Origin of the sequence: Paenibacillus phoenicis, from assembly GCF_034718895.1 — a bacterium.
Classification (GTDB): Bacteria; Bacillota; Bacilli; order Paenibacillales; family Paenibacillaceae; genus Fontibacillus; species Fontibacillus phoenicis.
The window spans coordinates 3,455,873-3,470,376 of the sequence record NZ_JAYERP010000001.1; the positions used below are offsets into that span (position 1 = coordinate 3,455,873).

At 54.6% G+C, this 14,504-nt stretch carries 13 protein-coding genes and 1 pseudogene; 5 read left to right on the forward strand and 9 right to left on the reverse strand.

The window, feature by feature from the left end; translation table 11 throughout:
• Positions 1-5 precede the first annotated feature (5 nt).
• From U9M73_RS16390 to U9M73_RS16400, 3 genes and pseudogenes are all read right to left on the reverse strand, one after another.
• Complete coding sequence (locus U9M73_RS16390; protein ID WP_323078090.1) at positions 6-1,154, reverse strand: family 8 glycosyl hydrolase; 1,149 nt, start codon at positions 1,152-1,154, stop codon at positions 6-8.
• 178 nt (positions 1,155-1,332) lie between these two features.
• Positions 1,333-1,680: pseudogene (locus U9M73_RS16395) on the reverse strand (sugar isomerase domain-containing protein); the annotation flags it as partial.
• Positions 1,681-2,106: 426 nt separating this feature from the next.
• Complete coding sequence (locus tag U9M73_RS16400) at positions 2,107-2,286, reverse strand: hypothetical protein (RefSeq protein ID WP_260070198.1); 180 nt, start codon at positions 2,284-2,286, stop codon at positions 2,107-2,109.
• A 250-nt stretch (positions 2,287-2,536) separates the two neighbouring features.
• Here U9M73_RS16400 and U9M73_RS16405 point away from each other — a divergent pair, with 250 nt between their 5' ends.
• From U9M73_RS16405 to U9M73_RS16425, 5 genes are all read left to right on the forward strand, one after another.
• Entirely contained in the window at positions 2,537-3,220 is a 684-nt protein-coding gene (locus U9M73_RS16405) for a GntR family transcriptional regulator (protein ID WP_260070197.1), read from the forward strand.
• 48 nt (positions 3,221-3,268) lie between these two features.
• Positions 3,269-4,342 (forward strand): mannonate dehydratase, encoded by a 1,074-nt coding sequence (gene uxuA / locus U9M73_RS16410; protein ID WP_260070196.1) that lies wholly within the window; start codon positions 3,269-3,271, stop codon positions 4,340-4,342.
• Between the two features lie 47 nt (positions 4,343-4,389).
• Positions 4,390-5,244, forward strand: coding sequence for an SDR family oxidoreductase (locus tag U9M73_RS16415; protein ID WP_323078094.1), 855 nt, complete (start codon positions 4,390-4,392; stop codon positions 5,242-5,244).
• A gap of 41 nt (positions 5,245-5,285) precedes the next feature.
• Positions 5,286-5,918, forward strand: a complete 633-nt coding sequence (locus U9M73_RS16420; protein ID WP_323078096.1) for a polysaccharide deacetylase family protein — start codon at positions 5,286-5,288, stop codon at positions 5,916-5,918.
• A 392-nt stretch (positions 5,919-6,310) separates the two neighbouring features.
• Positions 6,311-6,580, forward strand: a complete 270-nt coding sequence (locus tag U9M73_RS16425; RefSeq protein ID WP_407673949.1) for a hypothetical protein — start codon at positions 6,311-6,313, stop codon at positions 6,578-6,580.
• Between the two features lie 317 nt (positions 6,581-6,897).
• On the opposite strand, the gene U9M73_RS16430 is transcribed toward U9M73_RS16425, so the two are convergent.
• The 6 genes from U9M73_RS16430 to U9M73_RS16455 all read right to left on the reverse strand — a co-directional run bounded on the left by U9M73_RS16430 (position 6,898) and on the right by U9M73_RS16455 (position 14,499).
• Entirely contained in the window at positions 6,898-7,881 is a 984-nt protein-coding gene (locus U9M73_RS16430; RefSeq protein ID WP_323078098.1) for an aldo/keto reductase, read from the reverse strand.
• A 158-nt stretch (positions 7,882-8,039) separates the two neighbouring features.
• Positions 8,040-9,062, reverse strand: a complete 1,023-nt coding sequence (locus U9M73_RS16435; protein ID WP_323078099.1) for an endo-1,4-beta-xylanase — start codon at positions 9,060-9,062, stop codon at positions 8,040-8,042.
• A 65-nt stretch (positions 9,063-9,127) separates the two neighbouring features.
• Positions 9,128-10,087 carry a carbohydrate ABC transporter permease gene (locus U9M73_RS16440; RefSeq protein ID WP_260070190.1) on the reverse strand — a complete coding sequence of 320 codons (960 nt, stop codon included), beginning with the start codon at positions 10,085-10,087 and terminating at the stop codon, positions 9,128-9,130.
• A 2-nt stretch (positions 10,088-10,089) separates the two neighbouring features.
• Positions 10,090-11,055 (reverse strand): ABC transporter permease, encoded by a 966-nt coding sequence (locus U9M73_RS16445; RefSeq protein WP_260070189.1) that lies wholly within the window; start codon positions 11,053-11,055, stop codon positions 10,090-10,092.
• Positions 11,056-11,135: 80 nt separating this feature from the next.
• Positions 11,136-12,839, reverse strand: coding sequence for a type 2 periplasmic-binding domain-containing protein (locus U9M73_RS16450; protein ID WP_323078102.1), 1,704 nt, complete (start codon positions 12,837-12,839; stop codon positions 11,136-11,138).
• 130 nt (positions 12,840-12,969) lie between these two features.
• A complete protein-coding gene (locus tag U9M73_RS16455) occupies positions 12,970-14,499 on the reverse strand; it encodes a response regulator transcription factor (protein WP_260070187.1) in 1,530 nt (509 codons plus the stop codon).
• Positions 14,500-14,504: the final 5 nt, after the last annotated feature.

The following is a 14,504-nucleotide window of genomic DNA, read 5'->3' on the forward strand; positions in this document are numbered from 1 at the left end:
TAGCCTTACGCCTCACCCTGCGGCATCCATATCCGGTAGTTCCCGCTCAGCGCCAACAGCGCAAACAAATACAGACAATTGTCGTAATAGCGGCGCTTGCCGGTGCGGACCGGGGTGTTCCAGAACAACTCAACGCATGCTTTGGCTTGGGGGCCTTCGGCCGCCAGCGAAGCCATCGCGTTGGTTGCCAGCAACCCAACCGGATGCAAAGCCGGTTCCTCAAACGGCTCCCCCGAGATCGTGTAGCGGCGATAATCCTCCGGTTCTTTATCAGCGAAAAACGCCTGAATCTTGCCCACAGTCTCCCGCTGCCAAGGATCGGCGGCAAACCATTCCCAGTCGAGGCCAAGATTTGCCGCAACCCGATACGCATCGCTAAAGAAGTGGCCGTACCCCCTCTCATTATTCGGCGTTCCATCATAATATGCATACTCCGGCGCAAGGCCGGTGACCGGGTGGCACGCAAGGTGCAAATATTGCCGGCTCGCCTCGGCCGCCTCCTTCCAGAACGAACGGTCCTCTGGATAAGCCCACAGCGCAAACAGTTCATAGAAATGAGGAAGATGGTAGGAAGGATCGGAAAACTCACAGTTCGGAACAAATTTGATCAGCTTGTTGTCCGGATTCCACATCGGATAACCTGTTCCGTCTTCCCCCTTATGCAGGCAGGTGCGCAATAAGTCCCGAGCCTGGGTGCCGTAGTCGAATGGCGACTCCCGGTCGCCCCAGCGATGGGACGCGAACAGCAGCGCCAGTGCAAAATATTCCTCCCCGTCCGGCGCCGGCCCGTTCGATAGACGCTTGCCGTCCGGCGCACAGGACCAGGCAAAGTACCCGGCGTTATCCCCTTCAGTCAGGTACATATAGGTTTTCGCCCATTTCCAAAGCCGGTCGAACACATCCTGGCGGTCGTACTGAACGGCCATCATCATCCCGTAGGACATTCCCTCCGTCCGCACGTCCAGATTGCCGGTATCCAACATATAGCCCATATCCTCGCCGGAAGGGTAATAGATACGCGTCTCCTCGTCTCCTTCAAATAACTGCTTCCACGTTTCATCCAACCGGCGCTGAATCGCCTCTTCCCCATAACCGTATTCGGCCAACAAGTTCCGGTACGTTCCCGTATAGTAAGCCCCTTGACGCTCCATCATCCCTTCGCCTCCTCCTCGAGTACAGCTGGTTTTGTCGTGATTTCAACGTTAAGGTAACACGCTCCCCCGCACAATTCCATGTGCATTTCGCGCTTATATTTATCCAAATCGAGCCATCATGAAAAAAAAGCCGCACAGTCAAGGGCGGATCAACTCCTCCCATCACTGTGCGGTTCGATTAGGATAACAAGGGAATCCGATCGCGGTAACGAGCGATCAACTGTCGGTTTCGCTCATCAGCCCCGTCGATATTTCCGCTTAAGAATACGGAAGGCTCATAGCCCTGATCGATCATCATCACGATCGCCTCGGCAAAGATGCCGTTCAGAACGGCAGCCCCGATCACCGTTGACGTCGGCGCAAACGGATCCGGCACTCCCGGATAGGACAGCACGGTGTCGCCCTTCACAGCATAATTATCGATGGCCAAGTCGACGGCCTCGTATAAATGCTTCCCGCTGACATGCCGAGACGGTTGGCTCTGCGAATACTGGAGCGAGGTGATGCCAATCGTGCAGGCCCCCTTCCGAACAATTCCCCAAGCTCTTCGGCGATTTGCGTCGCCGCCTTGAACTGGAGCGTTTCCCGTAAGGCCGCCTTCTCCTCTTCATCCAACTGAACCGTGTGACCTTGCTTCATGCGGTTGGCGGACAACCAGATGCGCAGGGTCAAATGCATAATCGTCTCGTCCGTCCATTCCATGCCAATCCGCTGCTCCGTGGAGACGATTATCCGGTATACGGAGGCCCGCTCCTCTTCCCGGAACGCTGAAAAGTGACGCCGGAATAAATCCGCGTGGATGAGGCCGTCGATGGTGGGAGACGAAGGATTCCAGTCGGCATACAGCAGTTGCTCGAACAAGAAGCGTGACAGGGCGGCCCTAATGTCTTTCTCATTCCCCTGAATAAAATAGCCCTGTTTTCTGTCGAACTGGATGCTCAGCGCGTAAGCTTCATTGCTGCGGCTGCATGGATTGGGCCATGCTCGGAAGCTGGGATCGCGAGGATTCGGGGAGCAAGAAGCCCCGGCTGCGCACATACTGCACGGGAGCTAGCCCGCCTTGGCGAAGCCAGTGATTGATTTTGTCCATATCATAGTAAATCGTCCGCTTTGAGACATGAAAGACGTCCATCAATTCCTGCACCTAAAATTGGATCAAGGGGTATTCCTACCTCAACCGCGCAATTGTTGTATTTTCGATGTTTGCAAATTTATACGGAAGGAAACATGCGGCGTGCATCGATTTCCTCTTGCTAACCAGCGGTTTCCATACTACCATACAAGTATGGTAGATTAACTGCATCAAAGAAGAGCATGAACAAGAACAAGATTGAACTAGAACAACTGCTAGAGCAGGGCCCCGGCCTAAAGGAGGTGAAAGGATGAGCGACAAATGGCTAACACAGACGGGATCGGCGGGCAACGCGGTATATGCCAAGCTGAAGGAGCAGATCGTCACGCTAGAGCTGCCTCCAGGGACAACGCTATCTGAAAAAGAGATGTCTCTAGCCTTTCAGGTGAGCCGCACCCCGGTTCGGGAGAGCTTCGTGCGGCTGGCGCAGGAAGGGCTGGTGGTCGTCCTGCCGCAGCGCGGCACGCGGGTATCGCTGATCGACCCCGAGCTCGTGGAGGAAGCGCGGTTTATGCGGGAACAGCTGGAGCGCGCCGTGATCCGGCTCGCCTGCGAACAGTTCCCGGAAGCGTTGCTGACCCAGCTGGCCGACAACTTGGCCCGCCAACAGGACAGCATCCGCCGGCACGACAACCATGCGATGTTTGCGCTGGACGAGGAGTTCCACCGCATTCTGTTCGCCGGCTGCCGCAAGCTGGGCACCTGGGACGTCATCCAACAGATGAACGCCCATCTGAACCGGACGCGGGTGCTGTGGCTGACGACCGATCCGCATTGGGAAAATCTTTACGAGCAGCATCAAGCCATGTACGATGCGATGGTTGCCCGCGACGCCCATCGGGCCGACCGGCTGATGATGGAGCATTTGCAGCTCAGCATCTCCAATTTACCGGTGTTGCAGGAGCGGTATCCGGACTATTTTAAGCAAAGTTAAAAAAACCATCTCTACCCCAAATAACAAGATAGGCGGTGAAGGTAAAGTATGCGTATGACATTTCGTTGGTTCGGCGAAGGCAACGACACGGTCACGCTGGATCAGATCAAGCAAATCCCCGGAGTCGAGGGCCTCGTGTGGTCGCTGCACGACGTCCCTGCCGGAGAAGAATGGCCCATGGACAAAATCGAAGAGGTGAAGCGGCAAGCGGACCGCTACGGGTTTCACCTCGATGTTGTGGAAAGCGTCAACGTGCATGAGGACATCAAGCTGGGCTTGCCATCGCGCGACCAGTATATCGAAAACTACAAACGGACGATCGAGAAAGTAGCCAAGGTGGGCGTCAAGGTGATCTGCTACAACTTCATGCCAATCTTCGACTGGCTGCGGACGGATTTGCATAAGCCGGGGGCGGACGGTTCGACGGCGTTATTTTATGAAAAAGCCCGCATTCACAATATCGATCCGTTTGAGCTGGTGAAGGTCATCAACCAAAACAGCGCGCTGACGATGCCCGGCTGGGAGCCCGAGCGGCTGGAGCATTTGACCTCTCTGTTTGAGGCGTACCGGGGCGTCACAGAAGAGGATTTGTGGCGGAACCTGGAGTATTTCCTGAAGGAAATCGTTCCGGTGGCTGAGCAGCATGGAATCAAGATGGCTATTCATCCGGACGATCCGCCGTGGTCGATCTTTGGGTTGCCGCGCATCATCACGAATCAGGAAAATCTGCGCCGCTTCCTGAAGCTCGTCGATAGTCCATCCAACGGAATTACCTTGTGCAGCGGATCGCTTGGGGCTAATCCGGACAACGATATCATCGCTATGATCCATGAATTCCATGACCGGATTCCGTTCGCCCATATCCGCAACGTGCGCGTGTTTGATAACGGCGATTTTATGGAAACGTCGCATCGGACTCAGGACGGCACCGTCGATATTGCCGGCATTGTGAAAGCGTATTATGACACCGGTTTCACGGGGTATGCCCGTCCTGACCACGGCCGCCACATTTGGGGCGAAGAATGCCGACCGGGGTACGGCCTGTATGACCGGGCGCTCGGCATCATGTATCTGTGGGGCTTGTGGGACGCCTATGCCAAGCAAGCCGGCCAATTGAACTAATCCAGGATCATCCTTTATTTATGGTGAAAAAAGGAGTGAAGCAACCGATGAGCAACTTGCCAGTACATCCTGCATTGGCCGGCAAAACGGCCGTCATTACCGGCGGCGCCGGGGTGTTATGCCGGGCGATGGCCCGTGAGCTGGGCCGCCAGGGGGCGAAGGTGGCGATCTTGAACCGCACGCTCGCCAAAGCCGAAGCCGTGGTGGATCAAATTCGCACCGACGGCGGCGTGGCTGCGGCATTTGCCTGCGACGTGACGGATGTCGAGAGCGTGAAGACGGCGGAGGCCGCGGTGCGGGAGCTATTTGGCCCGTGCGATATCCTCATCAACGGAGCCGGCGGCAACAATGCCAGCGCCAATACGACAAATGAGATTTTTCGGCCGGAAGATGTCACGAATCCAGAGGTCACCAGCTTTTTTGACCTGAGCATCCCCGGCGTGCACGGCGTCCTGGATTTAAACTTCATGGGGACGTTGATCCCGACACAAATCTTCGCCAAAGACATGATCGGGCGCCCCGGCGCTACGATCATCAACATCTCCTCCATGAGCTCGTACAGCCCAATGACGAAGGTTCCTGCCTACAGCGCGGCAAAAGCGGCGATCAACAACCTGACGCAGTGGCTGGCCGTGCATCTGGCGGAATCCGGCATTCGCGTGAACTCGATTGCCCCGGGATTTTTCCTGACTGAGCAGAATCGCAGCTTGTTGACGAACCCGGACGGGTCGTTAACTGAACGCTCGAACAAAATCATCACCCATACCCCGATGCGCCGATTCGGCGTGCCGGAGGATTTGCTGGGTACGCTGCTGTGGCTGGCAGATGCTGAAACGTCCGGATTTGTGACCGGAACGGTGATTCCCGTCGACGGCGGATTCATGGCTTATTCGGGTGTTTAAAAGGTACGCGGGACTCGATGAAGAAGGAGATGGGTTAGAAAATGGCTGACTTTCAAGTGATCAACGAGCTTCCCGTCCGGGCCAAAGCGATTGCCTTCACGTTCGACGACGGCCCCAATCCGCTGTACACCCCGCAGGTTTTGGAAATCTTCCGGGAGGTGCAGGGCAAGGCAACTTTCTTTATGATCGGCACGCAGATGGAAAAAAGCCCGGAAACCGCCAAGGCCGTCCACGAGCAAGGCCATGAGATCGGCAACCACACGTACACGCACCCGCACCTGCCCGATCTCAGCCCGGAGGAATGCCGCCGGGAACTGCAGTTGACGGAGGAGCTGATCCAGCAGGTCACCGGGGCGAAACCGAAGGTCTTCCGCCCGCCTTATCTCGCTGCCTCCGAGGAGGTTGCTGCCATCACCGCCGGTGAATTCGGTTATCCCGCGATTGGAGCGGTCAACGGCGCGGCGATGGACTGGGAGATGCCCGGCGTGGCGCACATTGTGGAGAAGACGCGGGAGCAGGTTCGCCCGGGCAGCATCCTGCTGTTCCACGACGGCTTCGACGACCGTTCCCAAACCGTGGAAGCCGTGCGCATCCTGGCCGCGGAACTGACAGCCGCCGGATACCGGCTGGTCACGGTCAGCGAGCTGCTGGCGTTAAGCGCTGCCGAGTCGTAATGTCGTAAAAAGGCCAAAAGGATCCGCGCTGATGAAGCACTCCTTTTGGCCTTTTTTCTGGTGCGTATTGGCAACTTTTTTCTGTACGTGCTGCTCTTTTTTTCTCTGCGTGGCGAACTGGATGGCGAAATGCAAAAGTGCAGGCGAATCTTGTCGAACGTACCTTGTAACGGTGGATGAAATGCAAAAGTGCAGTTCACTTGGCCGCCTAACGCCCATTTCCCCTCAAAACCCGCTTACTCAACTGTACTTTTGCACTTCATCTCGCAAAAAAGCGGATTTTTCTCGAAATCAACTGCACTTTTGCAGTTGGGGGAGAAATGATGGGGAGTTGAGCGGTAGTAAACAGTAGTAAACAGTAGTAAACAGCAGTAAGCGGTTGTTAGCAGCAGTTGAATGGTATTGAACGGCAGCAGCTGCACGTTACCGAACAGGTGCTGCAAGGCCAGGCGCACCCGGCTTACGTGAATCAGGTGCTGCTGAACGGGGCGGTCCGCCTGGAGCTCGCCGGGCGTGTCGATTCGATCGAAGAGAGCATTTACACCTGCAAGGCACTCCTGGACGACGGCAGTCCATGGGCGACTTACTGCAGCTGGCGAGACACGCTGCGCCTGGAGCAATCGGCCGCCGCAGAACGTGCAAAAGCCCCCCATCAAGCCTGATACCAAGGCAGATGGGAGGCTTTCTCTGAATAGCAGGCGTATTCGCGATTAGCAATCATCGAAATAGCGGTAAATATTCACCTTATTTCGTTTAACTTGGCCCGTTGGCCGAAAATAACGCCTTTTCTTCACCTTATTCCCGGGAAAAACGCCAAAATGCTGGCCTCGATCGGTGAATAAGGTGATTTTTTACCTCTATTTGGGCGTCCGGACGTGAATCGCGCATAATAAGAACATTTTTTCACCTTATTTGCCCCGCTCCGCTCCGCTCCACGCCATCCCGTCCTCGGCAGCCTACGTCCGGCGCATCTCCAGAATCAGTACGCCCCGCGAATATGCTGCGCGACTTCGTTCTGGTAGAAGAGGGCCAACCGCTCCAGCTCTTCCTTGCTGAAGGAAGGCACGTCGATCGCGCCGAGGTTGTCCTCGACCTGACGCACGTTGCGGAAGCCGGGGATCACGCAGGAGACTTGCGGCTGGTCCAGAATCCAGCGCATCGCCGCGCGGGCCATGTCCCCGCGGCCTTCCGCGATCCAGCTGAGCTGCGCTGCCAGCTCGACACCTTTGACGAACGGCAAGCCTGCAAACGTCTCACCGACGTTGAACTGCTCACCGTTCGCGTTAAAGTTGCGGTGATCGTCGGCAGCAAACGTCGTGTCCGGCGTGAATTTGCCGGTCAGCAGGCCGCTGGCCAGCGGAAGCCGCACAAGGATGCCCACGCCGGCTTCCTGCGCCTTCGGCAGCAACTCTGCGAGCGGCTTTTGGCGGAACAGGTTCAGGATGACCTGCAGCGCCTTAACCCCCGGCACCCCCAGGCAGAACAACCCTTCCTCCACCGTCTCTACGCTCACGCCGTAGTGGCGGATTTTTCCCTCCGCCTGCAGCTTGTCCAACACTTCAAATACCCGGCCGTCCTTCAACACGGACAACGGCGGGCAATGAATCTGATACAGATCGATACGCTCGCGCTCCAACCGTTTTAAGCTGGCTTCGCAATAAGCCCGCACCCGCGCTTCGGAATACGTCTCCAGGTCATGAATATCGCCAGCGCGGCAAAATTTTGTCGCGATATAGATCTCGTCTTCCTTCCCTTTGGTCGCTTTGGCAAGCAGACGCTCCGCATGTCCGTCGCCATAAACGTCCGCCGTATCGAAGAAATTGACACCTTCTCCAATCGCTTTATCCAAGCCCTTCAGGGCCTCGTCATCATTCGTGTTGCCCCAGCTTCCGCCGATGGCCCAAGTGCCAAAGCTCACCTCGCTGACTTGAAGACCCGTATTACCAAGCTCCCGATATTTCATCGATTCTCCTCCTAAGGTTCGATAGGTCTAATCCGAAATAGGTTCAACATACTTCAAAAGAGGCCCTTCCAACCAGAAGGGCCTCTACCATTTTACACCGAAAACGCCACCAGAATAAAGCGTTTTCCGTTATCGTTGTTTTCCCCCATGCGCTGCCTTTATGCCCGCTGCTCCGCAGCCAGGGCCGCAACGCGATGGAACGCCTCCTTCGGCTGGTGCTTGGCGTCGAACAGAAACGGCCAGTTCTTGCGGCCGCGCACCGGAAAATCGTCCAGCCAGGTGTAATCGTCCGCCGCTCCCCAGAAGGTGACTCCGCTGATGACGTCACGATACGCCAGCAACAGCCGGAATACGGCCTCATAACGTTCGGCCTGCCGCTCCAGCATCGCCGGCTCCGGCGCAGTCAAGTCGGTTCGCCGGTCATCGAAGCGGAACATCGAGAGATCCAGCTCCGTCAACTGCAGCTGCAGCCCAAGCGAAGCATACTTCTCGATCGCCGCCTTGATCTCATCCAGCGATGGATCGTACAGGTTCCAGTGCGCCTGCAATCCGATCCCATGGATCGGCACCCCTTGCTCCAGCAGCGATTGGACGAGCGTGTAAATTTTATCGCGTTTCAGAGGGTTCGATTCGTTATAGTCGTTATAAAACAACAGCGCCTGCGGATCGGCTTCATGCGCATATTCGAACGCTTTGGCGATAAATTCATGTCCCGCGATTTTCGTCCATTTGGAAGTGCGCAGCAGCGCTTCCCCTTCGTCCGCGATGACCTCGTTGACGACGTCCCAGGCGTAGATCTCGTTCTTGTACCGGCCCACAACGGTATGAATATGCTCCCGGAGCCTTCCGAGCAGCACCTCCTTGCTTACCCTCCCGCCTTGGCGATCCTGGAACAGCCAATCGGACGTCTGGTTATGCCATACGAGCGTGTGTCCCCGCATGGCCATGCCGTGCTCTCGGGCGAATTCGACCAGCCGGTCCGCCGCCTCGAAGGTATAGGTTTGCTCCTCCGGATGCACGCTGACGAACTTCATCTCGTTCTCCGCAGTCAGGCTGTTAAAATGATAAGCCAGCAACGCCTCCTGCGTCCGGATCGTCGTCGGATTCACCGCCGCCCCGATGTTGAAGTCCGCCGCAAACAGCTCCTTTAATGCCGGTACGGAACTGAACGTTGGATTCATGATGGATCCCCTCCTCTGCCACGCTGGGAAAATACTCAAACGAGCGGTTCACGAAATAAAAACGATTATTCTTTGACACTCCCTACATTAAGGCCTACCACGAAATATTTTTGCATGAAGGGATATACGAGCAGGATCGGAACAGATGCCACCACGGTAACCGCCGCCCGGATCGATAACGGAGTGACCATGGAAGCCGCCGTATCCTGGGTCATGCCCGCCCCGTTGGCAACGGCCGGATTGCTGTTGGCATTCATGCTGGAAGACAGCAGTTTCATCAGCTCATATTGCAGGGTGCTGAGCTCCTGTCTCGAGGACGTATACAGGAACGCATCAAACCAGGAGTTCCAGGCCCCTACGGCCACAAATAACGCGATCGTCGCTAATACCGGTTTGCACAGCGGGAAGATGATGGACCAGAAGATTTTGAAATCGCCTGCCCCGTCAATTCTCGCCGACTCCACCAAGCTCTCGGGAATCGTGCCGATATACGTCCGGATGACGATCAAGTTAAATGCGCTGATCATCGAGGGAACAACGTAAACCCAAAACGTGTTGATCAAATGCAAATCCTTCATCAGGAAATACCCTGGAATCAACCCCGCATTAAAATACATCGTAAGCACGAAAATCAACGTAATCGGCTTGCGGAACACATATTCCCGCCGACTCAGCGTATAGGCGAGCATCGTTGTCAGGAAGATGTTCAGAATCGTGGACAACACCGTTCTCGCCACCGAAATCAGGAAGGCATCGTAGATCGTGCCGGAGACGAAGATCGCCTTATAGTTCTGAAGCGTAAATTGTCTCGGCCACAGGTAGATCCCGCCGCGGATCGTATCGTTCCCCGCGTTAAACGAAACCACGATGGTGTTCAGAAACGGATACAACGTCACGACGACGAGAAAGATCATGAAGATGGTATTCAGTGTATGAAAAATCACCGGCTCCACCTTGCCTCGTCCGACCCGTCTTTGCAAAGCAGCAGCAGATACTCGCTCTGGGGTGATCGTTTGGTTTGCCATCTCTATAACAGCCTCTCTTCCCCTAGTCGTTTGGCGATCCAGTTCGCGAAGAGCAGCATGGTTACGCTAACGACCGTTTTGAATATCCCGCCGGCGGTTGCCAGGGAGTAGTTGCCTTGGGCAATCCCGTATTTCAGCACGAAAATATCAATCGTTTCCGCCCAGTCAACCACCAGACCGTTCCCGAGCAGGTATTGGACCTCGAAGCCGGCTTCCAGAATATGACCGATGGACATGATCAGCAGAATGACAATCGTTGGCTTAATGCCGGGAAGTGTGACATGAAGCATCTTCCGGTATCGGCTGGCTCCGTCGATATCCGCAGCTTCGTATAATGCCGGGTCAATCGCCGCCATCGCAGCCAAATAAATGATCGTGTTCCAGCCAACCTCTTTCCAGACATGGGATGCACCAACGACACCCCAGAAATACTTGCCTTCGCTGAGCCACAGGATCGGCTCCTTGATCAGATGCAGCCGCATCAGAACGTCGTTGACGATGCCATCGGAGGCAAGGGAGGTCGCGACGATCCCGGTGACGATGATCCAGGACAGGAAGTGCGGAAGATACGAGATGGTTTGGACGGTTCTTTTCCAGAAAATCTTCTTGATTTCATTCAGCAGCAAGGCCAGAGCGATTGCGGTGACAAAGCCTAGCACCAGGTTGATGATACTCATTCCCAGCGTATTGCGCAGCACCCGAAGGAAGCTGTCGTCCGTAAACAGGAACTTGAATTGCTTGAACCCGACCCATTCCTGCTGGCCAAAGCTTCTTGCCGGCTTATAATTTTGAAACGCCATCGTCCAGCCCCACACCGGGACATAAGCAAACAATATAATATAAGCCAATAACGGGACCGACATGAAGATCAACTGCCGTTGACTCTTGATCAGGGACCAGGTTATTTGCTGTTGTTTTCGTTTTTTCGCTTTCGGGACGGCGTGTTTTTCCATTAAGGTCTCATCCATAATTTGTTCTCCCCACAAAGCCTAAGATTTCGAAGAATGGAAGGCTTGGATGCCTTCCATTCTCCGCTTGAATCCCTGGATTATTTTACGGTCCAGTTGTCAATTCTCCATTGCAACACTTCGTTGATGCGGTCTTCATAAGCTTTAATGTTGAGCTTGTGGATTTCTCCCACGTATTCATCCCATACCTTGTTGAAGTCGGCTGGGTCAGCCAAAATTGCTTTAGGCAGATATTTCGTAGACAGATCATTTTGTTTGGTGTTCACTACCTTGGCTTCCGAACCCTCCACTAAGTCAACCGACCATGCCGGATAATAGATCGGGTTCTCTGGAGCCGGGCTGAAGAAATCGACATAACTGTTGTATCCGTACGCTTCAAGGAACTTCTTATCATATTCCTCCAGCGAAGCTTTGTATTCTTCCGGTTGAGCGGCGGCATCCGTCGCATTGCCGTCACTGAAATAACCTTGCATTTTCGGGCTGAAGCTATAAAGCGTATCCGCCTTATTGGCCAGCTTCCAAGTGGCATCCGTAAACCGGTCGCGTTGTTCCTGGGTTTTCATAAAGCGGCCCTCTTCGTTCACGATGTAGTCTTCGCCTTCGATCCCCCAGGAGAGGATTTTTTGCCAATCTTCTTGAATCAGGCGATCCCACAGCTTCAGGATCTTGATCGCTTTTTCCTTACCGGCATTTACGCTGATCCCAAAGCCGTTGTTCAAATTCAACGCCGGGCGGTCAAGATAGTAATCTTTAATGCTTGTATCATAAACCAGCGGCAATCCCACATAGGTTCTTTCATGTTTGTCCGCCGTAATCAACACGTTCTCCGCACTTTGGAAGTTCCAGTGTTGATCGAAAAATCCGAGCACCGTGCCGCTGGAAATTTTCGCTTGATATTGGTCATAGTTCTGCGTAAACGTCTCTTTATCGATCAAACCTAAGGCGTTCATTTCATTCAGCTTCTTGTAGTACCGCATCGCATAATCCTTGTCGGCGAAAATCTCCGCTTTGCCGTTATTCACGACAACGCCGCCGTCATTCGGGTGTCCGATCAGATGCTGCGGCGCATTAAACAGCCCCCAGTTTCTCCAGTCATAATTCAGAATTTCGAAACCAATCGTGGGGCTTCCATCGATCGTCGGGTGCTTCTCCTTGTACTTCACAAGCAGATCAAAATATTCGTCAAGCGTTTTGACCTGCGGATATCCCGCTTCCTCCAGAACGGCCTTTTGGATCCAGAACGCCGGGCCCGAATACCAGGTCGTGCTGACTTCCCCGTTATAAGCCCCGTAGTTTGGCAGGATGTAGATATGGCCGTCGTTCGGGTCCTTCATCATGTTCCAGTACTTCTCATAGTGCTTCTTCAAATTCGGAGCATGTTCTTCAATCAGGTCTTCCAAAGGAATATAAGCGCCTGCCGCCGTCAACTTCGTATTGCCGGTCATAATATCGGGATAATCGGAGCCCGCGATCATAACGCCAAGCTTCTGGTTAATATCCCCGGCAAGAAATTCAAATTTGAACGTGACGCCCAGCTCATCTTTAATCTTCTTGTAAATCTTGTTGTCCGGCGTCGGCTGTTGGCCGGCTTCACCGATAAACGCAGTGATTTCAAACGGTTCGACTTTATCTCCGGCATTGTTTCCTGTAGTGGCTGGATTGCCGGTGTTGGTTTCGGCTGTGGTAGCGTTGTTATTACCGCTGCCGCATCCCGCTAGGATGACGCTGAGCGATAACAGCAGGATGACGCTGAGCCGGAGCATTGATTTGGTCTTGCCCCCCATGTAAAGCACCTCCGTAATGATTTGTTGATGTTCAAGCTTTTTTGAAAGCCCTTTCACCAACTTATCTTTAATTCTAAAAGCGCTACCCAGCCGCAACTAGTTCACAATTAAAGGTTCAACCTTCAAAATTTCAGTTCCTGTTTCGGTATTCGTTAGGCGACATTTGCAATCTTTTTTCAAATTGCTTGAGAAATTGGCCATAGTTCGCGTAACCCACTCGCTCGGCCACCTCGCCGTTATTCAAGCTTCCGTCCCGGAGCAGCCTGACGGCTTCTTCAATGCGATAGTTATGGATCATTTCGTTAAAATGAACGCCGTTCTTCTTCTGCAGCAATTGGCCTAAATAGACCGGATGAAGGTAAAACACCTCTGCCAGCTTCTTGATCGTCAATGGCTCGCGGTAATGCTCCCGGATATAGGCGTTGATGTCTTGGATCACCCCTTGGGACCGTTCGGTTTTGTCCTTCAGGAGCCAATCGATGCATTCCATCCCAAACGCATGGATACGGTCCATTAATTCCCGCAGGGTTGGTGCCGCCGAGGCCATGCCGGGAATATCGTATTTGCTCTGCAGCTCCGCCGCCTTGTCCGGGAGTTCCTCCAGGTGTTCCACCATCAGGTAAGATAAATGAATCACAAATTTACGTACGATGTCCGGCGTAAGGTAATGTTCACGGAACTTATGCTCCGCCTCGGACAGACCTTCCTCCAAGCCCGCTTTGTCCAGCAGCTGGAGCGCCCCCACGATGCGATCCGCCAGCTCCGTTTGATCGTACTGGCGGTGGAACTTCAGCGCGGCCACGTTACGGTATACCCTGATCCCGGCAGGGCCCTCCGCATAAAACTGATGCTGCATCGCTATCTGAGCCTGGCTGAACGCTGCTGCAATCTCTTGCAGGCTTGCCACGCCCTGACCCGCGGATGCTACTGCTCCGAGACCGCAGCACAGGCTCTCCAATTCGCGTATCCGTATAGCGCCGTCCGGTCCATCCTCCCCGGGATGAAATCCGTACACCAAGACCAGGCCGCCATAGTCCAGATCGATGAAATACATCGCTTCCCGCTCCCCGGCATAAGCTGCAACTTGCTCCCGGGCCTCGGCGACGCTGCAGCCTCTAGGCTGAATGAGGCAAACATTCCACACCTCCCGAAGGCTCGAGAGCGCAGCGATCCGCCCCGCATCCATGGGAAGCCCCGGCGAGGGGTGGATCAATCCCTTCAGCAGGCTGACCGTTTCCTCGTAGGAGGCGATTCGGTTAATGCGCTGACGCTCCTGTTCCTCCGCCAGCTCCTCATAAATCGCCCCGAGCTCTTCGGCAGCGATCTCCTCGTCAATCGGCTTCAGCAAATACCGGGTGACGCCGAAGCGGAGTGCTTTTTGCGCATATTGAAATTCACTGTACCCGCTGACGATCGCAAAGCTGACCTGCCGGGAATTCTGCTTCTGCCACGCCTCGATCATTTCCAGTCCGTCCATCCCCGGCATCCGCACGTCGGTGACGACCAGATCCGGCTGCAGCTTGCCGATCTTCTCCAGCGCCTCCGCGCCGTTGCTGCTGGTCCCGCAAATTTCAAAGCCCAACTCCGGCCAGTTGATCCACAGCTGCATCCCCTCTAAAGCTGCCGGCTCGTCATCCACCAATAACACCTTGAATCTCATGGCTA